This is a genomic window from Arthrobacter sp. D3-16 (genome assembly GCF_054408515.1).
The window spans coordinates 2,054,559-2,077,614 of record NZ_CP096437.1 but is presented as its reverse complement, the minus strand read 5'-3'; the positions used below and the strand labels follow the sequence as shown (position 1 = coordinate 2,077,614).

The 23,056-nt window shown below is 64.9% G+C and carries 21 protein-coding genes; 13 read left to right on the top strand and 8 right to left on the bottom strand.

All coding sequences use genetic code 11. From position 1 onward, the window contains the following. Position 1: 1 nt before the first annotated feature. The 11 genes from prcA (at position 2) to M1D32_RS09905 (ending at position 12,727) form a co-directional block, all read left to right on the top strand. Positions 2-712, top strand: coding sequence for a proteasome subunit alpha (gene prcA, locus M1D32_RS09955; RefSeq protein ID WP_458782027.1), 711 nt, complete (start codon positions 2-4; stop codon positions 710-712). Positions 713-720: 8 nt separating this feature from the next. After that, positions 721-2,085 carry a Pup--protein ligase gene (gene pafA, locus M1D32_RS09950; RefSeq protein WP_458782026.1) on the top strand — a complete coding sequence of 455 codons (1,365 nt, stop codon included), beginning with the start codon at positions 721-723 and terminating at the stop codon, positions 2,083-2,085. A gap of 112 nt (positions 2,086-2,197) precedes the next feature. Further along, positions 2,198-3,124, top strand: a complete 927-nt coding sequence (locus M1D32_RS09945) for an FKBP-type peptidyl-prolyl cis-trans isomerase (RefSeq protein ID WP_458782025.1) — start codon at positions 2,198-2,200, stop codon at positions 3,122-3,124. Positions 3,125-3,199: 75 nt separating this feature from the next. Next, a complete protein-coding gene (locus M1D32_RS09940; protein ID WP_066275847.1) occupies positions 3,200-3,595 on the top strand; it encodes an FKBP-type peptidyl-prolyl cis-trans isomerase in 396 nt (131 codons plus the stop codon). A 107-nt stretch (positions 3,596-3,702) separates the two neighbouring features. Continuing rightward, the gene (locus tag M1D32_RS09935) at positions 3,703-5,709 is read left to right on the top strand and encodes a helix-turn-helix transcriptional regulator (RefSeq protein ID WP_458782024.1); all 2,007 of its coding nucleotides are present in this window, start codon (positions 3,703-3,705) and stop codon (positions 5,707-5,709) included. 10 nt (positions 5,710-5,719) lie between these two features. Continuing rightward, positions 5,720-6,067, top strand: a complete 348-nt coding sequence (locus tag M1D32_RS09930) for a hypothetical protein (protein ID WP_458782023.1) — start codon at positions 5,720-5,722, stop codon at positions 6,065-6,067. 32 nt (positions 6,068-6,099) lie between these two features. After that, positions 6,100-6,372: a Sec-independent protein translocase subunit TatA gene (tatA, locus tag M1D32_RS09925; RefSeq protein WP_009358592.1), complete on the top strand. Its 273-nt coding sequence runs from the start codon at positions 6,100-6,102 to the stop codon at positions 6,370-6,372. A gap of 48 nt (positions 6,373-6,420) precedes the next feature. Continuing rightward, positions 6,421-7,215, top strand: coding sequence for a twin-arginine translocase subunit TatC (gene tatC, locus M1D32_RS09920; protein WP_256247847.1), 795 nt, complete (start codon positions 6,421-6,423; stop codon positions 7,213-7,215). 20 nt (positions 7,216-7,235) lie between these two features. Further along, positions 7,236-10,166 (top strand): DEAD/DEAH box helicase, encoded by a 2,931-nt coding sequence (locus M1D32_RS09915; RefSeq protein WP_458782022.1) that lies wholly within the window; start codon positions 7,236-7,238, stop codon positions 10,164-10,166. A 51-nt stretch (positions 10,167-10,217) separates the two neighbouring features. After that, a complete protein-coding gene (locus tag M1D32_RS09910; RefSeq protein WP_458782021.1) occupies positions 10,218-11,876 on the top strand; it encodes an amidohydrolase in 1,659 nt (552 codons plus the stop codon). Positions 11,877-11,983: 107 nt separating this feature from the next. Beyond that, entirely contained in the window at positions 11,984-12,727 is a 744-nt protein-coding gene (locus M1D32_RS09905; RefSeq protein WP_458782020.1) for a polyprenol monophosphomannose synthase, read from the top strand. 97 nt (positions 12,728-12,824) lie between these two features. Here M1D32_RS09905 and M1D32_RS09900 read toward each other — a convergent pair whose 3' ends face one another. The 5 genes from M1D32_RS09900 to M1D32_RS09880 form a co-directional block, all read right to left on the bottom strand. Beyond that, positions 12,825-13,172 (bottom strand): RNA polymerase-binding protein RbpA, encoded by a 348-nt coding sequence (locus tag M1D32_RS09900; RefSeq protein WP_013600997.1) that lies wholly within the window; start codon positions 13,170-13,172, stop codon positions 12,825-12,827. A gap of 246 nt (positions 13,173-13,418) precedes the next feature. Continuing rightward, the gene (locus M1D32_RS09895; RefSeq protein ID WP_458782019.1) at positions 13,419-14,363 is read right to left on the bottom strand and encodes an SPFH domain-containing protein; all 945 of its coding nucleotides are present in this window, start codon (positions 14,361-14,363) and stop codon (positions 13,419-13,421) included. Positions 14,364-14,396: 33 nt separating this feature from the next. Next, positions 14,397-14,861 carry an NfeD family protein gene (locus tag M1D32_RS09890; RefSeq protein WP_458782018.1) on the bottom strand — a complete coding sequence of 155 codons (465 nt, stop codon included), beginning with the start codon at positions 14,859-14,861 and terminating at the stop codon, positions 14,397-14,399. A gap of 127 nt (positions 14,862-14,988) precedes the next feature. Next, positions 14,989-15,876 (bottom strand): methyltransferase domain-containing protein, encoded by an 888-nt coding sequence (locus tag M1D32_RS09885; RefSeq protein WP_458782017.1) that lies wholly within the window; start codon positions 15,874-15,876, stop codon positions 14,989-14,991. 61 nt (positions 15,877-15,937) lie between these two features. Further along, on the bottom strand, positions 15,938-16,615 hold the full coding sequence (locus M1D32_RS09880; protein WP_458782016.1) for a peptide deformylase: 678 nt from the start codon (positions 16,613-16,615) through the stop codon (positions 15,938-15,940). A 58-nt stretch (positions 16,616-16,673) separates the two neighbouring features. On the opposite strand from M1D32_RS09880, the gene M1D32_RS09875 reads away from it, so the two are divergent. Continuing rightward, positions 16,674-17,087, top strand: coding sequence for a nuclear transport factor 2 family protein (locus M1D32_RS09875; RefSeq protein ID WP_458782015.1), 414 nt, complete (start codon positions 16,674-16,676; stop codon positions 17,085-17,087). A 10-nt stretch (positions 17,088-17,097) separates the two neighbouring features. Here the strand turns inward: M1D32_RS09875 and M1D32_RS09870 are convergent, their stop codons facing one another. Genes M1D32_RS09870 through M1D32_RS09860 form a run of 3 tightly spaced genes read right to left on the bottom strand, consistent with a single transcriptional unit; the run spans position 17,098 to position 20,199 of the window. After that, positions 17,098-18,303, bottom strand: coding sequence for an FAD-dependent oxidoreductase (locus M1D32_RS09870; RefSeq protein WP_458782014.1), 1,206 nt, complete (start codon positions 18,301-18,303; stop codon positions 17,098-17,100). A gap of 1 nt (position 18,304) precedes the next feature. Further along, entirely contained in the window at positions 18,305-18,988 is a 684-nt protein-coding gene (locus tag M1D32_RS09865) for a class I SAM-dependent methyltransferase (protein ID WP_458782156.1), read from the bottom strand. A gap of 17 nt (positions 18,989-19,005) precedes the next feature. Beyond that, positions 19,006-20,199 carry a type III polyketide synthase gene (locus tag M1D32_RS09860; protein WP_458782013.1) on the bottom strand — a complete coding sequence of 398 codons (1,194 nt, stop codon included), beginning with the start codon at positions 20,197-20,199 and terminating at the stop codon, positions 19,006-19,008. 436 nt (positions 20,200-20,635) lie between these two features. On the opposite strand from M1D32_RS09860, the gene M1D32_RS09855 reads away from it, so the two are divergent. Further along, positions 20,636-23,053 (top strand): glycosyl hydrolase family 95 catalytic domain-containing protein, encoded by a 2,418-nt coding sequence (locus M1D32_RS09855; RefSeq protein ID WP_458782012.1) that lies wholly within the window; start codon positions 20,636-20,638, stop codon positions 23,051-23,053. Positions 23,054-23,056: the final 3 nt, after the last annotated feature.

The following is a 23,056-nucleotide window of genomic DNA, read 5'->3' as shown; positions in this document are numbered from 1 at the left end:
GATGACCCAGCAGTTTTACGTATCGCCAGAGCAGCTGATGAAGGACCGTGCGGATTTCGCACGGAAGGGAATAGCCCGGGGAAGGTCAGTTGCTGTCATCAGCTGCGCCGACGGAATCGCGCTGGTCGCTGAGAACCCGTCGCCGTCCCTGCATAAGATCGGCGAGATTTACGACAAAATCGCGTTCGCGGCCGTAGGGAAGTACAACGAATTCGAAAGTCTCCGGCAGGCCGGCGTCAGGTACGCGGACGTCCGCGGCTACTCCTACGATCGCGAGGACGTTACAGCCCGCGGCCTGGCCAGCGTCTATGCGCAAAGCCTCGGTGCGGTATTCACCGCCGAGCAAAAGCCCTTCGAGGTTGAACTTGCGGTTGCGGAGGTGGGGCCCACCCAGGCAGAGGACCACCTCTACCGCCTGACTTTTGACGGTTCCATTGCCGACGAACACCAGTTCGTCGTGATGGGCGGCCAGGCAGACAAGGTCTCCTCAGCAATCGAGGAGGGCTGGCGCAGTTCACTGAGCTTTGCGGACGCCCTGCGGCTTGCCATCGGAGCGCTGGTTCCGGCGACCGAGACAGGCGAACAGCCGAAGGCATTGCCGGTAAAGGCAGTGGAAGTTGCCGTCCTGGACAGGTCGTCAGAGAGCTCGCGGGGCTCGCGGCGCGCCTTCCGCCGGCTTGACGACGCGGATATCACTGCACTGCTGGCCTAGGAGGACACATGGACAAGAGAATCTTCGGTATCGAAACGGAATTCGGGATTTCGTATTCCAGCCCCGACTCGAGGCCTCTTGCCCCGGAGGAGGTGGCCCGGTACCTTTTCCGCAAGGTGGTCAGCTGGGGCCGTTCATCCAACGTCTTCCTCACCAACGGCTCGAGGCTGTACCTCGACGTGGGGTCCCATCCGGAATACGCCACGGCCGAGTGTGACGACCTCGCGCAGTTGATCGCCCACGACAGGGCCGGGGAGTTGATCCTCGACGACCTTGTGGACGAAGCGCAGGCCCGCCTGGCGGCCGAGGGCTTTAACGGCACTGTCTACCTGTTCAAGAACAACACCGATTCCGCCGGAAACTCCTACGGCAGCCACGAGAACTACCTGATTCCCCGGCGCGGTGAGTTTTCCCGGCTGGCCGAGATCCTGATTCCCTTCCTGGTCACCCGGCAACTCATCGCCGGCGCCGGGAAGATCCTGAAGACCCCACACGGGGCAACCTTCGCTTTCTCCCAACGGGCAGACCACATCTGGGAAGGGGTTTCCTCCGCCACCACCAGGTCCCGCCCCATCATCAACACCCGGGACGAACCGCACGCGGATGCTGAGTTCTACCGCCGGCTGCACGTCATCGTGGGCGATTCGAACATGTCCGAAGCCACGGCCCTGATGAAAGTGGGCACGGTCGACCTGGTCCTGAGAATGATCGAGGCAGGGGTGATCATGCGGGACATGCGGATGGAAAACCCCATCCGCAGCATCCGCGAGATCTCCCACGACCTCAGCGGCCGCGCTCTGGTCCGCCTCGCCAACGGGCGCCAGCTCACCGCATTGGAGATCCAGCAGGAGTACCTCACAAAAGTCACTGCCTTCGTCAAGGAGCACGGCGCCCACAATTCCCACGTCCCGGTGATCCTCGACCTTTGGGAACGTACGCTGAAAGCGATCGAAAGCGGTGACACCCGGGGCATCGACACCGAGATCGACTGGGCCATCAAGAAGAAGCTGATGGACAACTACCGCAAACGCCATGGGCTCGGCCTGGACGCCCCGCGGATAGCCCAGCTCGACCTGACCTACCACGACATCTCCCGAAGCCGCGGCCTCTACTACCTGCTGCAGGGCCGGGGGGCCGTCCGGCGGATTGTTGATGACACCGTGATCAAGGACGCCGTCGACGCGCCGCCGCAAACAACCCGCGCGAAGCTTCGCGGCGACTTTGTCCGGCGTGCCCAGGAGTTGGGCCGGGACTACACCGTGGACTGGGTGCACCTGAAACTGAACGACCGGGCGCACCAGACCATACTGTGCAAGGATCCGTTCCGGAGCGTCGATGACCGTGTGGATGCCCTTCTCGACTCTATGGGCTGACACCCAGCTTCAGGGGCTATTCTGGATAAGGTCCTTTAAAGGGCCTGTCGCGGTGCCGCCCGCCGAGTTGCGGACCACCGACTCCATCTTGCCCCGACGAAAGTTCTCTTACGTGCGCCGACTACTAGCAATCCTTCTTCCAGCCCTGCTGCTGTTGACCGCCTGCGGCGGATCAACCGCAGAGCCGGAACCCACCAGCAAGTCCGCTGGCGAGACTGCAAAGTTCGACTCCCTCAAACTGACCGACAACGGGGACAAAAAAGCTCCCAGTGTGGAGTTCGCCAAGCCGCTGGAAGTGGCGGAACCCACTATTAAAGTGGTTACCGAGGGCGACGGCGAAATAGTGAAGGCGAACCAGATTGCCAACATCTCCATCCTCGCCCTGAACGGTACGGACGGATCTACCCTTGAGGACACGTTCCCCAGTGAGCCAGAGCCCCTGGAACTCAACGAGGAATTGAAGACCGGCAGCGAGGTCATCTACAACGCGTTTGTGGGCGCCAAGGTGGGCTCCAGCCTTGCACTTGCCGTTCCCGGCCAGGCCGCTGCTGCCGGCGGCGAAGCCCAGCCTACCCAGCTGCTGGTGATCAAGGTCCTTTCCGCTTCCGACGTCACCCCTGTGCTGGAGAAGCCCGAAGGGGAGACGGTCACCCCGCCGGCCGGCCTGCCCACCGTTACCGAGAAAGACGGCATTCCCGAGATCTCCGTCGAAGGTGTTGCGGCTCCCACGGCGCTGGTGTCACAGGACCTCATCAAGGGCAACGGCGCCACCGTCAAGGAGACCGATACCCTCACCGTGAACTACGTGGGCGTCAACCTGGTGGGCGGAACCAAGTTCGACTCGAGCTTTGACCGTGGCGAGCCCGCCTCCTTCCCCCTTACCGGCGTCATCAAGGGCTGGACCCAGGGCCTGGCCGGCAAGACCGTAGGCTCACGCGTCCTGCTGGTGATCCCCAAGGACCTGGCCTACGGCGACGCCGGCCAGGGCGAAGCCAAGGGCGATCTTGTCTTCGTAGTGGACATCCTCGGAGCCAAGTAGCAACAATGGCAACAGGCCCGGCCCCCGCCGAGGCATCCAAGCAGCACACCATCTACAGGACACCAAGGAGCAACCATGTCTTTTGGACAGCGGGAATTTGACCGCCAGAAGCCCGAAATCGACTTCCCCGAGGGCGACGTCCCCACGGAACTCGTCATCACCGACCTCATCGAGGGGGACGGCCGCGAAGCCAAGGCCGGCGACACCGTTTCCACCCACTATGTCGGAGTTGCCTGGTCCACCGGCGAAGAATTTGATGCCTCGTGGGGCCGCGGCGCCCCGTTGGACTTCCGCGTGGGCGTCGGACAGGTCATCCAGGGCTGGGACCAGGGCCTCCTGGGCATGAAGGTAGGCGGCCGCCGCCGCCTCGAGATTCCCTCCGAGCTCGCCTACGGTTCCCGTGGCGCCGGTGGAGCCATTGCACCCAACGAAGCCCTGATCTTCGTGGTTGACCTCGTGGGCGTCCGCTGACCCCAGCCGTACCACATCCCGGCGAAGCGCGGCAGCAACAGGACCATCACATCCTGTCGCTGCCGCGCTTCCTGCGTTAGGGCACGGAGTTTAGTAACGTAGCGAGGGTGTCCGCATCCCGTACTGAACGCCTCCTGAATCTGTTGATCGCCCTGCTCAACACGAAGTACGGCCTGCGCCGGAACGAACTGCGCGAAACGATCTACCGCGACACCCCGGGCAACGAGGCGTCCTTCGGCCGCATGTTCGAACGGGACAAAAGCGATCTTCGCAAGTTCGGGTTCGATGTCGAAACGCTGACGGACCTGGGCTGGAGCGAGGACGATCCCGCCACCACACGCTATCGGATCGGCAAGGAATCCAACCGCCTCCCGGACGTCCAGCTCGGTCCGGAGGAGTGGACGGTACTTCTCCTGGCGTCCCAGCTGTGGGAGCGCGCAGCGCTCGGCACAGCCGCGCAGAGCGCACTGCGGAAGCTCCAGGCGTCCGGCGCAATGTCCGACGTCCAACTGCCCGCGGGTGTCCAGCCCAGGATCAAACCCGCGGGGCAGGCCTTCGACGACCTTGTTGCCGCGATGCACGCCAAGCACCCCGTCACGTTCACCTACCTTGCAGGCAGTACCGGAACGGAGGAACAACGGACGGTTGAGCCCTGGGGGCTGGGAAGCCGGTTCGGGCACTGGTACCTTGCAGGCTATGACAGGGCCCGGAAGGCACCCCGCCATTTCCGCCTCTCCCGCTTCACCAGTGCGGTGACCACCCTTGAGCGCGAGCAATTCACGCCGCCGCGCGACTTCAACATCAGGCAGGAACTGGACCGCCTGCCGGAGCTGCCGCTGCGCACCGCCGTCGTGGACGTCCGAAAAGGGCGGTTGTTGGCCCTCCGCCGCCGGGCTGTCGCCCAGGACTTTGCACTGGACCATGCACCCGGCAGCGGCGCTGCAGAACCACCCGAATCGGGCTATGAGCGGATCACTCTGGAGTACCGGGACCCCGAGGTCCTGGCCGAAGAGCTCGCTTCCTACGGGCCGGACGCTTTGGCAGTGGCACCCGCCGAGCTGGCCGACGCCGTCCGCCGCAGGCTTCGTGCCGCAGCAGAATTCAGCGCCACTCCCGTCCCCGCATTCCGCTTCGCCAGCGCTCCCTCGCGGCCCGCCCGCGCGCGCACCTCGGAGGACCAGCTCAAGCGGATGCTCCAGCTGGTGCCCTTCCTGGTGCACAACCAGGGCCTGCATATCCAGGACGTCGCAAACCGGTTCGGCATCAGCAGGAAGGAACTGGAGGACGATCTGCAGATCCTGATCTGTTCAGGGCTTCCGGAGGGTTACCCCGATGACCTCCTGGACATCCAATGGGAAGACGACCACGTCTACATCACCCAGGATCTTGACCTCACCAAACCGGTCCGCTTCACCGTGGAAGAAGCGTGCGCCCTCCTGACCGGGCTGGAGTCGCTCAACGGGCTGCCGGAGGTAGCAGAGGGCGGCGCCCTGGAATCAGTGACGCTCAAGCTCCTGGCGGCCGCCGGCGAGGAGGGGCTCCGGGCAGCTTCACTTGCCGGACCGGAAATGGCACCGGCAGATGCGGCGGCCCACGCCACGGTACGGCAAGCCATCGAGTCGGGATTCCAGCTGCGCCTGGCGTACCTGGCCCCGCAACGGGACAGCGTCTCGGAACGCGACGTTGACCCGCTCCGCCTCTATTCGCTGGACAACATCTGGTACTTCGAGGCCTACTGCCATTCGGTGGAAGGGCTGCGGAACTTCCGGCTGGACCGCGTCCAGGACCTCCGCCCGAACGGCCGTCCGGTGCCGGCCGGAACAACCCCGGCCGAGGGGGTTCCCGCGAAGCTCTTCACAGCCAGGGACGACGATACGATCGTCACCGTCCAGCTCACCCGGCAGGGCAGGGGGCTGGCCGACGACTATTACGCGGAACGTACGGCCGAGCTTGACGACGGCGGGCTGGTTGCTGAGATCCGGTTCGGGAATACCGCGTGGCTTCCGATGTTCGTGGCCCAGCACGGCGGTTCCGCCCGCATCCTGGCGCCGGCGGGGCTGGCCGACGCGGCCCGCACCTGGCTGGTGGCGTCCCTGGCCAGGTACGGCGGCTAGACTTCTCAGCATGCCTTGGTGGTCCTGGATCCTGATATGGGTAGCGCTCGTTGCGCTCTCGTTGCTCCTTTATGCCTTTTTGGGCTTCCGACTGTTCCGCCAAATCATGGCCACCCTCAAGGACCTGGGGGCAGCCGGTGAAAAACTGGGGCGATTGGGCCCCATGGAGCAGCCGGACGCATCCCCGGATCCGAGGAAGCCGCAGCCGGGTTCCGCAGTTTTTGCCTCCCCGACCGTCATGCGACATGATTACGAGGCATCCAAGTCGTCCCGACGGGAAGAACGCCGCCTCAAACGAGTGCAGCGCAAGACGGACCGGGGTCAGCCGCAGGCGCTCGGCGATCTGGACTTCACATAGAAGTAAAATGAATTGAGACGAAAGGATTTCCCGTGGGAAGACTGTTTGATGGCCCCTGGCCCATCGTAATTATCATCGTTGTTGCTTTGCTTCTGTTTGCCGCGCCCAAACTTCCGGCCATGGCGCGCAGCCTCGGTCAGTCCATGCGGATCATCAAATCCGAAGTCAAGGAAATGAAGAACGACGGCAAGACCGACACCACGGACGCTTCCGGTCCGGTGGAGGGCACCATCGTCAACCACCCTAAGGCGAAGCCCGGCGAGCCGACAGACGGCACTGACGTTCCGCCGTCGAACCGCGCCTGACCCCCAGTGGCACTATCGCGGGCCCGTAAAGCCAACCCCGAGGGGCGCATGGCTCTTTGGGACCACCTCAAAGAGCTGAAAAACCGGCTGATCAAGTCGGCTATCGGCGTCGTCATTGGCGGCATCGGAGGCTGGATACTTTACGATCCGCTGCTGAAGGCGCTGGCCGATCCGGTCAACCGTATCTCCCAGCAAACCGGCGGGCTCTCGGCGATCAACTTCGGAACCATCGCCTCCCCATTTGATTTCAAGCTCCAGATGTCGCTCCTCATCGGGGTGGTCATTTCCAGTCCTATCTGGATCTACCAGCTGTGGGCGTTCATCACCCCCGGCCTGACCTCCAAGGAACGTCGTTACACACTGGGCTACATGGCTGCTGCCGTCCCGTTGTTCCTTGCCGGTATCTGGGCGGGATGGCTCGTGGTGCCACAGGTGGTCCGGGCACTCACCCAGTTCACCCCTGACGGCTCCTCCAGCGTGATTGATGCGCGCACCTACATCGAGTTCGTCACGCGGATGGTCCTGGTGCTGGGAATCGCCTTCCTGGTCCCCGTGGTGCTGGTGGGTATCAACATGGCCGGTGTTATCTCCGGCCAAACCATCCTCAAGGCCTGGCGGATCACAGTGTTCCTGGTGTTTGTCCTGGCGGCCATAGCGGCCCCCGGCGCCGATGCCATCTCCATGTTCATGCTTGCCGGCCCGCTGCTGGTGCTCTTTTTCGCAGCCATCGGGATCTGCCTGATGAATGACAAGCGCAGGGAGCGCCGCCAGGCAAAGCGCCTGGCCGAAACTGATGCCACAGCAGACATCGCCACCCCGGGAAGTGAGCTGAAGAACCTCTAGGCTCCTATTAGGCTTGGTGTATGTCCTCCAACGACGGTTCGTTCCAGCCCAGGCCATTCTCTACCGGTCCCAGCGATCCCGAAGAGCTCTCCCCGGCCGAGAGGTATCGCGCCAGCGCTGAACGAAGGGCAGAGGCGGCCACCTACCTCGGTGCCTTCTCCCGAACCCTGGACTTTGAACTCGACGACTTCCAGCGGCAGGCCTGCCGCTCCCTGCAGGAGGGCAGGGGCGTGCTCGTTGCAGCCCCTACCGGGGCCGGAAAAACCATAGTTGGCGAATTCGCGATCTACCTTGCCCTCCAGCGCGGCCTGAAAGCCTTTTACACCACACCCATCAAGGCGTTGAGCAACCAGAAGTTCACCGAGCTCAGCGACAAGTATGGAGCAGACAGCGTGGGCCTGCTGACCGGTGACACCAGCATCAACGGTGATGCTCCCGTGGTGGTGATGACCACCGAAGTCCTGCGCAACATGCTCTACGCCGATTCGGCAACCCTTGGCGACCTGGGCTACGTGGTGATGGACGAGGTGCACTACCTTGCTGACCGCTTCCGCGGCGCCGTCTGGGAAGAGGTCATCATCCACCTCCCCAGCGAAGTGCAGGTGGCCTCCCTGAGCGCCACCGTCTCCAACGCCGAGGAATTCGGCGCGTGGCTTGATACCGTCCGTGGCGACACGGACATTATTGTGTCCGAGCACCGGCCGGTACCGCTGTGGCAGCACGTCATGGTGGGCCGCCAGATCATGGACCTCTTTGCCGGGGAAACCACTTTCGACGAGATCGCTCCACCTGTGGATTCCGACCAGGCTCAAGAGAATGGCAGCAAGGACAGGGCGAAGAGCCGGGCCTTCGACGTTAACCCCGACCTCCTCACCGTGGCCCGCAGCGAAAGCATGCAGAGCTTCCGCGCCAGGTCTGCCCCCAGCGGCCGGGGCCAGCGCGGCAGGCGCGGAAACGACCGGCCGGGCCGGGGCGGAGACGAACGGGGCGTGCGCCCTGCCAGCCGGCCTCAGGTGATCGCAAGCCTTGACCGCATGGACCTCCTGCCGGCCATTACCTTCATCTTCTCCCGCGCCGGTTGTGACGCTGCCGTTGCCCAATGCGTCGGTTCCGGGCTGTGGCTGACAACGGAGAAAGAGCAGCGGATCATCGCCGAGCGCGTGGACGAGGCCGGCCATGATATTCCACCGGACGATTTGGACGTGCTGGGCTTCTGGACCTGGCGGGACGGCCTGCTTCGGGGTTTCGCGGCGCACCATGCCGGCATGCTGCCCACCTTCAAGGAGGTGGTGGAGAAGCTCTTCGCGGACGGCCTGGTAAAGGCCGTTTTCGCCACCGAGACGCTTGCCCTCGGCGTCAACATGCCGGCCCGCTCCGTTGTGCTCGAAAAGCTGGACAAGTTCAACGGCGAAGCGCACGTGGACATCACCGCGGGGGAGTACACGCAGCTGACCGGACGAGCAGGCCGCCGCGGCATCGACGTCGAAGGCCATGCTGTGGTGCTGTGGCAGCCTGGTACGGACCCGACGGCGGTCGCCGGCCTCGCTTCACGGCGTACCTACCCCCTGAATTCCAGCTTCCGGCCCACGTACAACATGAGCATCAACCTCCTGGCCCAGTTCGGCCGGGTGAGGGCCCGCGAGATCCTGGAGTCCTCCTTCGCCCAGTTCCAGGCGGACCGCTCGGTGGTCGGACTGGCACGGCAGGTCCGGAGCCGCGAGGAATCGCTGGCCGGCTACGCGAAATCCATGACCTGCCACCTCGGGGACTTCACAGAGTACGCGCGGCTGCGCCGGGAGCTGTCCGACGCCGAAAACGCCACCTCCCGTACAAAGTCGCGGGCCCGGAAGTCGCTCAGCGATGATTCGCTGGCGCGCCTGCTTCCGGGCGACGTTGTGCACGTTCCGGGCGGGCGGGCCCCTGGCCCCGCGATTGTGCTGAGTTCGGACCACAGCAGCCGGGAGCCGCGTCCCGCCGTGCTGACGCTGGACAACCAGTTGCGCCGGATCGGGACCGACGACCTGGAAGGTCCCATCGCCCCGGTCACGCGCATCCGCATCCCCAAGTCGTTCAACGCCAAGGTTCCCAAGTCCCGGCGCGACCTCGCATCCTCGGCCCGGAACGCACTGCGGGAAAACCGCCCGCCTGCCCCCGGCAACAACCGCAACAACGACTTCGGCCTCGCTACCGCCTTACCGAACCAGGAAAAGCGCATCGCTGACCTCCGACGCGCACTCCGCGCCCACCCCTGCCACGGGTGCAGTGAACGGGAGGACCACGCGCGCTGGTCTGAACGCTGGTGGAAGCTCCGGCGGGAAACGGATGGGCTGGTCCGGCAGATCCAGGGCCGCACCAACACCATCGCCAAGACCTTTGACCGGGTCTGTGACGTCCTGTCCTCCTACGGCTACCTCGAACCGACCACCGACGGCAGGCTGGTCATCAGTCCAGACGGGCAGAGGCTGCGGAGGATTTACGGCGAGAAGGACCTGCTGATTTCCCAGTCGCTCCGGCTTGGCGCCTTCGAGGATCTTGACGCCGCGGAAGTTGCGGCCCTTGCCAGCGTCCTGGTGTACCAGGCCAAGCGCGAGGACCGGGGGCTGCGCCCGCGGATGCCCAGCGTCTCCCTGGAGACCTCGGTGGACATCGTAGTGCGCGAATGGTCCGCCCTGGAGGATACGGAAGAGGAATACAAGCTTCCGTTGACCGGCGAACCCGAACTGGGCCTGGTCTGGCCGATCTACAAGTGGGCGCGGGGCCGGCACCTGCAGGACGTCCTGAGCGGTACCGACCTCGCGGCGGGAGACTTTGTCCGCTGGGTGAAGCAGGTGGTTGACCTGCTGGACCAGCTCGCAAAGATTCCCGGCCTGGATCCCCGCCTCGCGCGCCTTTGCTCTGACGCCATCTCGCTGATCCGCCGCGGCGTTGTGGCCTACTCTTCCGTTCTCTGACCCACCGCCCGCTGCTGCCGGCCGTCCTATCTCCAGGAGTACTGCTTACCTATGCCCCGTCCCGAAGACCTGCCCGGATCCCGTGCCAAGACCAACCCGGTGCTCTACCGGAACGGCTCTGTCTACACAGCCGCTGACCCCTTTGCCACCGCCATGCTTGTGGACGGGGACACGGTGGCGTGGGTGGGATCCGAACAGGCAGCTACTTCCATCGCGGACAGGTCCATGGACATCATCGACCTCCGGGGCGCGCTGGTTGCCCCGGGTTTCGTGGACTCCCACATGCACCTGACGGAAACAGGAATAGCCTTGGACTCCCTGGCGCTGCAACATACCAGCTCGGCGCGTGAGCTTTTGGACGCCGTAGCCGCTGCGCCCGGTGACGGTCCGGTCCTGGGCCACGGCTGGGATGAGACCACCTGGGCCGATGCCACCCTGCCAAGCGCAGAGGAACTGGAACGGGCTTCGGGAGGCCGTCCGGTCTACCTGTCCCGTGTCGACGTCCACTCAGCCTTGGTCTCTGCGTCCCTGGCAGGCTCGGCCGGGCTTCGCGGCCTTGATGGTTTCGACGGCGGTCCCCGGGTGAGGCGGGCTGCGCACGCGGCAGCGCGGCAGGCGACCCGTCGGCTCCCCGACGAGGTGCTCAGGCGGCACCAGCGCCGGGCCCTCACGGAGGCAGCCGCCAACGGCTATGTGGCAGTGGCGGAGATCGGGGCTCCGCACATAGGCGGTACCGCCGATCTCAGGCTGGCAGGAAGCTGGAACAGCAACAACGGGGGAGTACCGGCGCCGGAAGTACTGCCCTATTGGGGCGAACTGGCGTCATCGGAAGATCACGCGCGCAGCATTCTCGGCCAACTGGGGGTTGGGGTCAGGGGCCTTGCCGGTGACCTGAACATCGACGGCTCCATAGGATCACGGACGGCGGCGCTGAGGTCAGATTACAGCGACGCCCCGGACGAGTCCGGCAGCCTGTACCTGAGCGTCGAGGAGGCGGCAGCCCATCTTGCAGCCTGTTCCCTGGTGGGGATCCAGGGCGGTTTCCACGTGATTGGGGACGCCGGACTGGACGCCGCCCTGGAGGCTTTGGAGCTGGCGGCCTCCGAGGTGGGAGAGCAGCGGGTCCGGGCGGCAGGCCACCGGTTTGAGCATGTGGAGATGGTGGATGCAGCAGCCATCGCAACACTGGCACGCTACTCCGTGACGGTGAGTGCCCAGCCCGCGTTCGATGCCGCCTGGGGAGGCCCCGGAGGACTGTATGAGAAGCGGCTGGGGGAGCGGAGCAGGCCCATGAATCCGTTTGCCAGCCTCTACTCTGCCGGAGTTCCCGTGTGCTTCGGCAGCGACAGCCCCGTGACACCGCTGCGCCCCTGGTCCAGCGTCCGGGCCTGCCTGGAGCACCACAATGAAGATGAGCGGATCTCGGCGCGCGCGGCTTTCCTGGGCCACACCCGGGCTGGATGGCGGGCAGCAAAGTATCACAATCCCATGGCGGGACAGCTCGTCCCCGGAGCTCCGGCCAGCTTCGCTGTCTGGGAAGTTGAGGAACTGATGGTCCAGGTGGCTGACGGCAGGGTTCAGTCATGGAGCACCGATCCGAGGGCACGGACGCCGTTACTGCCTGCGCTGGACACCGGGTCGGACCCGGTTTGCCTGCAGACGGTACGGGACGGTTCCGAGCTGTATGCCAGCCCCGCCCTGCGTTCCTGACCTGCGTTCCTGGCCCCCGCGCCGCCCGCCCTATAATGGGTAGCTGCGCCTGCCAGCGATTCGCTCGTCCGCGGGTGCACCGACCGTTCCCACCAGGAAGGCTCTCTGTGCGCGTCCTTACCATCATCCCTACCTACAACGAGCTGGAATCGCTGCCTATCACCCTGCAGCGGCTCCGCGCAGCCGTACCGGCCTCGGACGTGCTGGTAGTGGACGACAACAGCCCTGACGGCACCGGCCGGCTGGCCGACGGGATCGCGGCCGAGGACGCCCAGGTGCACGTCCTGCACCGCAAGGGCAAGGAAGGCCTGGGCGCGGCCTATATTGCCGGGTTCAAGTGGGGCCTGGACGCAGGTTACGACGTGCTGGTGGAGATGGACGCGGACGGTTCACACCAGCCCGAACAGCTTCCCCAGCTCCTTGAGGCCATCGACCAGGGTGCTGACCTTGCCATGGGTTCGCGCTGGGTCCCCGGCGGAAGCGTGGTGAACTGGCCGCTGTACCGGCAGGCCATCTCCCGGGTGGGAAGCACCTACGCCCGCCTCATGCTGGGCCTGAAGATCAAGGACGTCACCGGCGGCTACCGCGCGTTCCGCAGGACCACCCTTGAGAAGCTGAACCTGGACCAGGTGGATTCTGTGGGCTACGGCTTCCAGGTTGACCTCGCCTGGCGGGTTTCCCGTATGGGCCTGCGGATCGAGGAACGGCCCATCACTTTCGTGGAGCGCGAGCTGGGAGCCTCCAAAATGAGTGGCAACATCGTGGTGGAGGCAATGATCAACGTCACGAAGTGGGGGCTCCAGGCCCGCTGGAACACCCTCACCCGCAGGAAGTCGCCGGCTCAGCCGTAACTGCTTTAAGCGGGCCGTTTAGGAAGCGGCAGCGCGGCAAAAACAAGGGCCGTCCCCCACGGAATGGGGGACGGCCCTTGTTGCACATTCGGAGGTGCTAGGCGGAGCGGCGCTCTCCGCGGCGTTCGCGCAGGATGGTCAGCCGATCCTCGAGGATCTGCTCCAGCTCCGGAAGCGAGCGGCGTTCCAGCAGCATGTCCCAGTGCGTGCGGACGGCCTTGTCATTGCTGGTGTCCGGGCGTTCGCCGTCGACCAGGAGGGCTTCCTTGCCGGTCTTGGAAACCCAGACCGGAGGAATCTCCGCCTCGGAAGAGAACGTTACGAAGACCTGCTCGCCGTCCTCGCACCGGTACTCGACGCGCTGACGCGGAGCCGGCTCGACTCCGGACTCGGTCTCCATGCTCTGCGCACCAAGGCGCATGCCCCGCAGGCTGCGATCGCTCATGTTTTCTCCCTCTGATCGGTTCGCGGAGTAAAACCCCGCGCAAGCCGGTGGCTAAGAAGCACCTCCGGACTACTCTGTGCTCTGTGCTGCATCTTAAGATTCAACGCATCGCGAAGCTCGGTTGTTCCAGCGGATCTGCTCCTGCCGGACAAATACCCAATTATACGGGTGTCATGCCATCCGGGCCAAAATAGAGGGGATCCGCAATTACTGCGGATCCCCTCGAGGTGCCTTCCCAGTCTGGATTTAAGGCTCGGAGGTCTTGGCTCCCACTTCGTCGAACAACCCGGCCGCGGTGGGGTCGGGGTTGGTTCCCCCGAGCGCGTTGCCGATTCCCTTGAGGGCTTCGCCGACTTCGCTTGGGATGATCCACAGTTTGTTGGAGGAACCCTCCGCAAGCTTCGGAAGGGTCTGCAGGTATTGGTATGCCAGCAGTTTCTGGTCCGGGTTGCCCTTGTGGATTGCGTCAAAGACTTTTTGGATAGCCTGCGCTTCGCCGTCGGCGCGCAGGATGGCGGCTTTGGCATCGCCCTCGGCCGCCAGGATGGACGCCTGCCGCTGGCCTTCGGCAGTCAGGATGGCTGACTGCTTGGTGCCTTCGGCCGTGAGGATGGCGGCACGCCGGTCCCGCTCCGCGCGCATCTGCTTCTCCATGGAGTCCTGGATGGAGTGGGGCGGATCGATCGCCTTGAGCTCCACGCGGGAAACACGGATGCCCCAGCGGCCGGTTGCTTCGTCCAGGACGCCGCGCAGCTGGCCGTTGATCTGGTCGCGGGAGGTGAGTGCTTCTTCAAGGTTCAGGCCACCCACGACGTTGCGCAGCGTGGTGGTGGTCAGCTGCTCGACTGCCTGGATGTAATTGGCGATCTCGTAGGTGGCAGCCCTCGGATCAGTGACTTGGAAGTAAACCACGGTGTCGATGGAGACCACCAGGTTGTCCTCGGTAATAACCGGCTGCGGAGGGAACGACACCACCTGTTCGCGGAGGTCGAGCAACGGCAGGAGCCGGTCCACGAACGGGATCAGGATGGTCAGCCCTGGATTAAGCGTCCGCTGGTACTTGCCCAGCCGTTCGACCACGCCTGCGCGGGCCTGCGGAATAATCCGCACCGACCGGACCAGCACGATTATCACAAACACGATCAGGACCACCAGCACAATGGCCAATGCAGTTCCTCCTGCGTTATCCATACATCTCCTTGTTCCCCATTTGTTCAGGCTGTATCAGGACTGGCCAGCTGCTTCCGGCGGCGCTGACACCACGGCCGTAGCCCCATCGATGGCGGAAACCACTACTTTTTGGCCGGCGGTAAGGACGCCCCCTGCAGAACGGGCTGTCCAGATGTCTCCGCCGATCTTGACCAGGCCGCCGTCGGATGTCACCGGTTCCATTACAACGGCCTGCTCACCAATGAGCCGGTCGATGTTGGTGCGCTGCTCTGACGGACCGTTCTTCAGGTGGGCCAGGGCCACGGGCCGGACAAAGGCAATCATGAGCAGTGACACCACGCAGAAGACCACGATCTGGAGCCAGAGGTCGGCTCCTGCGAAGTCCGCGACCAGTGCGGCGAGGGTGCCTCCGCCGAGCATGATGAAAAACAGGTCAAGGGTGATCATCTCGATCACTGCAAACGCCAGGAAGGCCGTGAGCCACAACGCCCACCAGTTTTCCCCAAGCCATTCGAACAACGTTCTCCCCCTTCGCTACGGGGAGCACGCACGCGCGCACCCGCCAGTAACTTTGTTTCAATCTTAGTGCTGGCCCGTCCGCTGTGGGCAGGCTCACGCCAGTCGTGCAGGGATAGTGGCCAAGTCGTTACGTCGCAGCTGGTTCCTTGGGCCGGAACACCATCAGCCGGAAGTTCGCTTCGGCCCGGACCGGCTCGGGCATAGCGAGCAGCCGTTCACACAGGTCCAGCCGGTTGAGGTGGTGGCCCGCCGGGCCCATATAGGCGAGGTCCGCGGCTTCCTTGCGGGTCAGTGCCAGGGGAATTTCAACGCCGGTACTTGTCCCGGCGTCGAAATGGCTGCCCATTGCTTCGGCCAGCCGGGCTTCCTTGCCTTCCTCGATGCCAAGCATCCCGGTAGCGGCGGCGATGGCAGCCAGGTGCCCGCTCCCGGGCGTGACCACCACCAGCCGCCCGCCCGGCCGCAGGACGCGGGCAAACTCGGCGGCATTGCGCGGCGCAAAGATGACTGTGATGGCGTTCACCGAGTTATCTGCCAACGGCAGTGGCTGCCAGACATCGCACGCCAGGTTCACGGCCTCGGGGTTGAGCCGCGCGGCCCGGCGCAAGGCAAATTTGGAAATGTCCAGGCCCAGCGCAGCCACGTGGCGGCGGTTCTGCGCCGCAGCCTGATCGAGCACCGCCCTGAGGTAATGGCCCGTTCCCGTCCCGATGTCAAGGACGGCGCTGCGCTCTTCAGGCAGGCAGGGCACGACGGCGGCTGCCACCGCAGCTGCCAGCGGCCGGTAATGCCCGGCCGCCAGGAAGTCGGAGCGTGCCTGGACCATGTCCGCCGTGTCGGCCTCGAAGGCAGTGCCCTTCCCGACCAGCAGGTTGAAGTAGCCCTGGCGGGCGGCGTCAAAGCTATGCCCGCCAAGGCACACCAGGTGGCCCTGGTCCAAAGGGGCGGCCGCCCGGAGTTCCAACGGATTCCGGCACACCGGGCACAACAGCGGGAGGTCAGTCGTGGAGGGCATGGGAACCATCCTATGGCTCCGGCATCCGGTTCTTCCTTGGATGGGAAGTGGCGCCGGAAGGTCAGAGGCTGATACCGGCTGGTCCGGCGCCGAAACCGAGCCCCTGCTGCGCCTTGCCAATGCCTGGCTCTACCCAGTTCGCGGCGTATTCGGCGTTGCTGCTCAGGGACCTGAGCTGGGCCCGGTCCACATACAGCACACCGTTCAAGTGGTCGGTCTCATGCTGCATAATCCTGGCCTGCCAGCCGGAAAACTCCCGCTGGATCCTGGCGCCATCCGGTGTCTGGAACTCAAGAAGCACGTTCTCATGCCGGGCCACCACAGCCTGGAGGCCGTTGAGGGAAAGGCAGCCCTCATAGAAAGACGCCAAGCCATGACCCAGAGGCGTGTAGCCGGGGTTCAGGACCGCAAGGAAATCCAGGGGGCTCCGGTGACGCAGGGCAGCGGCCTCAGGATCGACGTCGAACTGGTCCTCAACAACGGCCAGCTGCAGCGGTATGCCGAGTTGGGGCGCGGCCAGCCCCACGCCCGGAGCTTCATGCATCACCTGGCGCATGAGGGTTATCAGGCGCCCGAGCTGGTCGTCGGACAATTGGCCGTCAAAAGCGGCGGCGCGCTGCCTGAGCGCGGGGTGACCTGCCTGCACGATGGGCGGGAGCGCGCCTGCTTCAAGGATCCGCTCCACAGTGTCACGGATTTGCTCTGCGGTGTGTGCGGTTTCCGGCGCGCCTTGGTTCATGGGGAAAGCCTAGCGGCCGGGCGGCGGGGCGGCCCTCGGCTCGGCTAGTGTCTATCCCGTGCCTCAATACTCCTCCTTGCAGACCCCGCCGCTGGACCGTGTCCTTGATTTCATCCGCGTGCTGGAGGCCGGTGGGGGAGCGGCAGCCATCAGGCCTTTCCTCGCTGACTCCTTTGTCCTGGTGGAGGCCCCGCACCTGCTGGCCCCGGAAGGCTCCACACGCACCCTGGCGGAGGTCCTGGCCGGCGCGGACCAAAGCCCGGAAGTGGTGGCCGACCAGAAGTTTGTGGTCAGGCGGACCACCTGTGAGGGCGGTCGGGTGGCGGTGGAAGCGGATTGGTCCGCGACTGTCCTGATGGACCTGCGTTACTGGGACAGAGGGGAGACTATCCGGGCCAGGACGTCGTCCGTGTTTGAAGTCACCAAGGGGCTGATCGTCAGCCAGGACAGCTACGACTGCTACTTCAGGTAAGCCTGCTAGGTCAGGTAAGCCGACGCGCCGCCCATGCTGGCTGCGTGTCCAGCTCCTGCATGGTGAAGCGCCGTGCCACCCACTGGTTCACTGACGGGGTGGCAGCTGCCGCGCTGATCCCCAGGTTTCGAAGGTCCAGCAAGGGCCGGAGCAACGGCCGCCCCAGCAGCATGTTGATTTCGGACTGCCGCTGAGCCAGCCTCGCGGCACGTTGCCGGTTGGCCTGGAACTCCATGAACCGCAGGTCCACCTGGTCCTGGTCTGCGGCAGCCAGGGCCAACTGAAGGAGGGGAGAGAGGGCCCGGGCGTCCAGCCACCCAAGGTTCATGCCCTGGCCGCCGATGGGGCTGATCTCGTGGGCCGCATCGCCAAGCAGGATCACCCTTCCGGCCACCATCCGCCGCGCCATGGTGGACCGGACGCTGAACGCGCTCATCATGGTGTTGGTGCCGGCGTCAGGACGGATTCCGGTACGCCCCAGGACCAGCTGGGCCAGCTCAGGGGGCGTGGCGGCACCGGCAGGCCGGCCAAGCCGCACCACCCAGCGCCGGACCGCACCGGGCAGCGGAAAAGACTCAACGATACCGCCCGGTTCAAGGAACAGGACCGCCCGTTCTCCGTAAAACCCTGCGTCCTGGAAATCGCCCATCAGGTAGTGGTCCGGATATTTCTTTCGGCGCACGGGCACACCCAGGAGGTCGCGCATCCGGGACCGCGCGCCGTCGGCCGCAACAACGAAGGATGCCGTCCAGGTGGATTCCCGGCCGTTGCCTTCCCCGGCAGGTCCGGCAGCAACGGTGACCCGGCCGCCGTCGTCCTTCACCCTCCTGACGTGCACACCCCTGACCAGGGCGGCGCTGTCCAGTTGGCGGACGCGCTCTTCCAGGAGCTCTTCGGTGCGGAACTGGGGCAGGGCCAGCACGAAGGGGAAAGCGTCCGAGACTCCGGCGAATGACATGGTGCCCACAGTCTTTCCGCCACTGACTGCCAGCCCTTCCCGGATGTGTACGCCTTCCTGCACCGCTGATGACGCGATGCCGATCTGCTGCAGAGCCTCAAGGGCGGGGGGATGGATGCCGATGGCCCGTGAATGCAGGTTCCTTGCTTGCCTCTGTTCCAGGACTTTGACGCTGACGCCGTCCTGAAGCAACAGGGCGGCAAGGTACAGGCCCACCGGGCCCGCGCCGATAATCAGGACATCTGTCTCCGCTGCCATGTCAGTTCCTCCGCAGGGCGAGAACCTGATGGAACGTGGCGGTGGTTTCGGCGTTCCAGCCCGGGGGAGCGAGGGCTGCCAATTCGGCCGGGGTGTAGCTCCTGCGGATGGACGTCAGCCCGTCCGCCCGGATGAAGGAACGGCGGAACGGCAGGGCGGCCGCGGAGAACAGGGCGTAGGCGGCGGGGCTTCGCCTCAGGTCGTTGTGCAGGGCTATTTTGGTGCTGAGAGCCGCTGAATCGGCGAGCAGCTGCTGGAGTTCGTTCGCCGAAAGGTGGTGCAGGACGTGGTTTGAAATGACGAAGTCGAAGCGCCTTCCTTCCCGGACAAGATCGGCGCTGTGCGCCTGCCGGAACTCCACGCCAGGCATGGGCGGACGCCCCCGTGCGTAGGCGGCGGCCCTGGGATCGGGGTCTATTCCGGTAATCCGCAGCGGAAGACTGTCACGGCGGGCCCAGCCTGCCAGCGAATACGCGAGGTCGCCTCCACCGGAGCCGATGTCCAGCAAGGTGGCCGGGGCGTTGTTCGCGGCCAGGGAGGGACGGAGCTCCCTGATGTAGAGCCTCCGCCACCCGGCAAGCGCGCGGTTGACCACTGTGAACTGGCGGTACGTGTTCTGGAGGAGCCGGGTGTCGCAGTCAGGCTGGTCCATGAGTTCGACGGCGTCCACGGCGCGCTGCCGCATCAGCAGGTCCAAGGGGCTCAGGATACGGGGACTTCTGCCGCTGCATGGCGCGGCACCTGGCCCGCGGCCCCGGTGACGGGAGCCTGGCGCAGTTTGGTGAACAGTGCGGTCTCCACCGTGAGTCCCGGGCCGAAGGCCATGGAGCAGATGCGTTCGTCCCCATCCTCCGGGTCCTGTTCCAGGATGTGCTTGAGGACAAAAAGTACTGTGGCGCTGCTCATGTTGCCGTAGTTCCGGAGCGTCTCCCGGGCGGGCACCAGTTGCTCGTCGGTGAGGCCCAGGCGGGACTGCACTTTGTCCAGGATGCTCCGGCCGCCCGGGTGGATGGCCCAGTGCCGGATGGAGGTGTAGGGGAGTGCCTCCAGCTCCGGGTCCCGGGCCAGGAGGGGCTGCAGGGCACCCACAATATGGTCATCGATGATGTGCGGCACGTAGTTCCCCAGCACCATTTCGAATCCGTGGTCCCCGATGTTCCACGCCATGGAGTCCTCGCCAACCGGCGTGAGGACTGTTTCGAAGTGGTCAAGCTGGAGAAGCGAGGTTTCTGCAGACCCGCTGCGGGCAGTGACGACGGCGGCAGCCGCACCGTCGGCGAACAAGGCTGAGCCCATGATCGTGTCCGGATCATTTGAAGTGCGGACGTGCAGGGAGCACAGCTCGGCGCACACCACCAGGACAACGGCCTGCGGATCTGCCTCACAAAACAGCTTTGCGGCGCGCAGTGCAGGGAAAGCTGCGTAGCAGCCCATAAACCCGAGGTGGTAACGCTGGACAGCCGGATCAAGGCCCAGTTCCCGGACGATCTTGTAGTCGGGGCCCGGATTGAAGAACCCGGTGCAGGAAACGGTGACGAGATGAGTTATGTCAAGTAAATCGAGTTCAGGGGCAGCATTAACGGCGGAACGGGCAGCTTCCACAAAGAGCTTGGTTGCCTCGCGGCCGAAGATATCGTTGCGGACCTTTGTGCTGGGGTTCAGCAGCAGGCCGGTCTGCGGATCGAAGAACTGCGGATTCTCGGAACGATGGTCCATGGTGAGTTCTTCCACGGCGGTGAAGCGCGTATCAATGGCAGCCGAGTCAAAACAGGTATTCACCAGCCGCGAGCCAAGCCTGGACAACCCGGGTTGGGCCCCAAACACGTCGCGGGCTTCTGTCTGAATCAGCATCGTTTGTGGGACTGCAGTTTCAAGTGATCGCACGTAGACCGTCATTGACTCATTCTTAACGAGCGCCCGGAATAAGACAATGCTGACCTGCGGATTCATCATGATGCGCCTGCCGCGCACAGGCTCCAGATGTGCCGGTTTCCCCGCTCCTTCCGGGCCCTCCCAAAACGCCGATAATCTACATTATGTCAAGTAGAAGCGAACATGGCCCTCCCCAGCCCGGTGACAAACGACTCGCAGCCGTCACCGGCCCACCCGGCTTATGCCCCGGCAAACCAGTCACCCCGGGGCGAAGGCTCTTTATGGTGCCGCAAAGCTTTCGCCAGGAGAAACGGCCGGGAAAAATCGGATCGTACTCGGTGCGCCAATAACAGTGCCGCACCACAGGCAGCGGGTAAAGTGCACGCAATGACAACTACGTGCCCAAGACTTCAGCCGTCCTGTCGCTTCGGGTACGTGCCGGAAAGCCTGCGTCCCTGACATGACGGCCAACGACCTTTACTACAGCTCCCCCGCCCTGGCGTGGCTGGACGGGCTTCCCCTGGGCAACGGCCGGCTCGGCGCCATGGTGCTCGCAGCTCAAGACCAGGTCAGGCTGCAGGTCAATGACAGTACGGCATGGTCCGGTAGCCCGGCCAGCGAGCACCGTTGCGGAGCGGTCAGCCCGGAGGCTGCGGCCTCCGCCCTTGCGGACGCCCGGGCAGCCATCGCCTCGGGCAGGCCTGTTGACGCGGAACGTCACCTCGAGGCACTGCAGGGCCGGTACTCCCAGGCATACCTGCCCTTCGCGAACGTGTTCGTCGAAACCCCACAATCGCGCCGGTTGGTCGAACGGGGCCTGTCGCTCCGCACGGCGACGCACAGCAGCCTGCAGGAGGCGCCGGGCACCAGCATCCGGCAGGAAACCTTCATCAGCGCTCCGGCACAGGTACTTGTGCACCGGCTCCGCTCGGTATCCCCCACAGAAGTCATCCTGCGCCTCCAGACTCCCCTCCGGCAGACGTACTGCACGTCCGGATCCACGGAACTGGCCCTGCAGCTTCATCTTCCCGCGGACGCCGCTCCCGGCCATGAACCGGACGAACCGCCCCTGACCTGGGAATTGCCGGGCATCACCCCCGTGGCCGGCGCAGCGGTTCTGGCGCTGGCCCATGATGGACAAATTGGCGCTGCAGAAAGCGCTGGCGGAGATGCGACGGTAGTCCTTACCGGCGTCACCGAACTGGTCTTGGTCCTGGCCACCAGCACCACCTTCACGGCAGCCGGCCACCCGCCGCAGGGCAGTGCGCACGATTGCGCCATAGAGGCATCCAGCCGGGCCCATGCAGCACTGGAACGGGGCTTTGACCTGCTGTGGAAGGACCATGTTGAAGCCCACAGGTACCTCTTTGACCGGGTGAGCCTGGTCCTGGAGCCGGGCCACGATGCGCAGGCAATTCCCGCCAACCTGCCCACAGACCAGCGGATCCGGGCCGCCGCCCACCAGCCAGGCGGTGCCCCGGGTGCGGATCCTGGCCTGGTGGCGCTGCTCTTCAATTACGGGCGGTACCTGCTCATCTCGTCGTCCCGGCCCGGCACCTTGCCGGCAACCCTGCAGGGAATCTGGAATGACGAACTGCAGCCGCCGTGGTCCTCCAACTACACCCTGAACATCAACACTGAAATGAACTACTGGGGGGCAGAGGCAGCCAACCTTGGCGAGTGCCATGAGCCACTGCTGGAGCTGGTGGAGGCACTGGCGGAACGGGGCCGCGCCACCGCTCGAACCCTCTACGGAACCCGCGGCTGGGCGGCCCACCACAACAGTGATGCATGGGCGTTCACGTCCCCCACGTCCGGACATGCCAGCTGGTCCCAGTGGGCAATGGCCGGCGTGTGGCTGGTCTGCCACCTGGACGAGCGGCGACGCTACGGCTCAGCCACTCCAGACGAACGGCGGCGCTTGTGGGAGCTGGCCGCCGGAGCGGCCGAGTTCGCGTGCGACTGGCTGCAGGACGACGGCGGCAACAGCTTGGAGACGCGCCCGTCCACGTCCCCCGAAAACTGCTACCTGAGTGGACAAGGCCGGGCCGCAGTTACCACCTCCACGGGAATGGACCGGGCACTGCTGAGCTGGCTTTTTGACACGGTGCTTGCCCTGGCTGAAGAAACAGGTGAAGCGGACCACCCTATTGTTCGTGAGTCCGCCGCCGCACGGGCGAGGATCGCTCCCCCGGCCATCAGCGGCGGCACTCTCCTCGAATGGGGCGCAGCCCACCTTGAGACGGAACCGGATCACCGGCACGTTTCGCACCTCGTTTTTGCCTATCCGGGAGCCACTCCCCTGACCCATGACGTGCGCACGGCGGTTGGGGCAACGCTGGACCGCAGGGGCGACGACTCCACCGGCTGGTCACTGATCTGGAAGCTGTGCCTCCGTGCCCGGCTCCAGGAACCGGACAGGGTAGCCGCGCTGCTGCGCCTTATTTTCAGGCCCGTTGCCACCACGGCCGTGGATCATTCCGGCGGCCTCTACCCCAATCTGTTCGCCGCGCACCCGCCCTTCCAGGTGGACGGAAACCTCGGGTTCATCGCAGCCGTCACGGAGATGCTCCTGCAGAGCCACGCGGAAGAAATCCGCGTGCTGCCTGCGCTCCCGGCGGAGCTCGCGGCCGGCAGCGTCAGCGGACTGGTTGCCCGGCCAGGCATCATCGTGGACATTCGCTGGGAGCAAAGAGCCGCCGTCGAACTTTCATTGACACCGCGGAATGCTGCGGCTTCCGGCCCCCATACGGTACGCATCGGCGCCTGGACCCGTTCAGTGGAGCTGCGGTACGGCTATTGCACGCGGCTGATCGCCGCCGGCACGGGGTTTCACGTGTCCTACACCAGCGCACCCGCCGAGGCTTCCCTGGTATAGGTC

Excerpts from the sequence above, each read along its gene's own strand:
- prcA (WP_458782027.1), top strand. The coding sequence starts at position 2 with ATGACCCAGCAGTTTTACGTATCGCCAGAGCAGCTGATGAAGGACCGT.
- pafA (WP_458782026.1), top strand. The coding sequence starts at position 721 with ATGGACAAGAGAATCTTCGGTATCGAAACGGAATTCGGGATTTCGTAT.
- M1D32_RS09940 (WP_066275847.1), top strand. The coding sequence starts at position 3,200 with ATGTCTTTTGGACAGCGGGAATTTGACCGCCAGAAGCCCGAAATCGAC.
- M1D32_RS09930 (WP_458782023.1), top strand. The coding sequence starts at position 5,720 with ATGCCTTGGTGGTCCTGGATCCTGATATGGGTAGCGCTCGTTGCGCTC.
- tatC (WP_256247847.1), top strand. The coding sequence starts at position 6,421 with ATGGCTCTTTGGGACCACCTCAAAGAGCTGAAAAACCGGCTGATCAAG.
- M1D32_RS09915 (WP_458782022.1), top strand. The coding sequence starts at position 7,236 with ATGTCCTCCAACGACGGTTCGTTCCAGCCCAGGCCATTCTCTACCGGT.
- M1D32_RS09910 (WP_458782021.1), top strand. The coding sequence starts at position 10,218 with ATGCCCCGTCCCGAAGACCTGCCCGGATCCCGTGCCAAGACCAACCCG.
- M1D32_RS09900 (WP_013600997.1), bottom strand. The coding sequence starts at position 13,172 with ATGAGCGATCGCAGCCTGCGGGGCATGCGCCTTGGTGCGCAGAGCATG.
- M1D32_RS09895 (WP_458782019.1), bottom strand. The coding sequence starts at position 14,363 with ATGGATAACGCAGGAGGAACTGCATTGGCCATTGTGCTGGTGGTCCTG.
- M1D32_RS09885 (WP_458782017.1), bottom strand. The coding sequence starts at position 15,876 with ATGCCCTCCACGACTGACCTCCCGCTGTTGTGCCCGGTGTGCCGGAAT.
- M1D32_RS09880 (WP_458782016.1), bottom strand. The coding sequence starts at position 16,615 with ATGAACCAAGGCGCGCCGGAAACCGCACACACCGCAGAGCAAATCCGT.
- M1D32_RS09870 (WP_458782014.1), bottom strand. The coding sequence starts at position 18,303 with ATGGCAGCGGAGACAGATGTCCTGATTATCGGCGCGGGCCCGGTGGGC.
- M1D32_RS09865 (WP_458782156.1), bottom strand. The coding sequence starts at position 18,988 with ATGCGGCAGCGCGCCGTGGACGCCGTCGAACTCATGGACCAGCCTGAC.
- M1D32_RS09860 (WP_458782013.1), bottom strand. The coding sequence starts at position 20,199 with ATGACGGTCTACGTGCGATCACTTGAAACTGCAGTCCCACAAACGATG.
- M1D32_RS09855 (WP_458782012.1), top strand. The coding sequence starts at position 20,636 with ATGACGGCCAACGACCTTTACTACAGCTCCCCCGCCCTGGCGTGGCTG.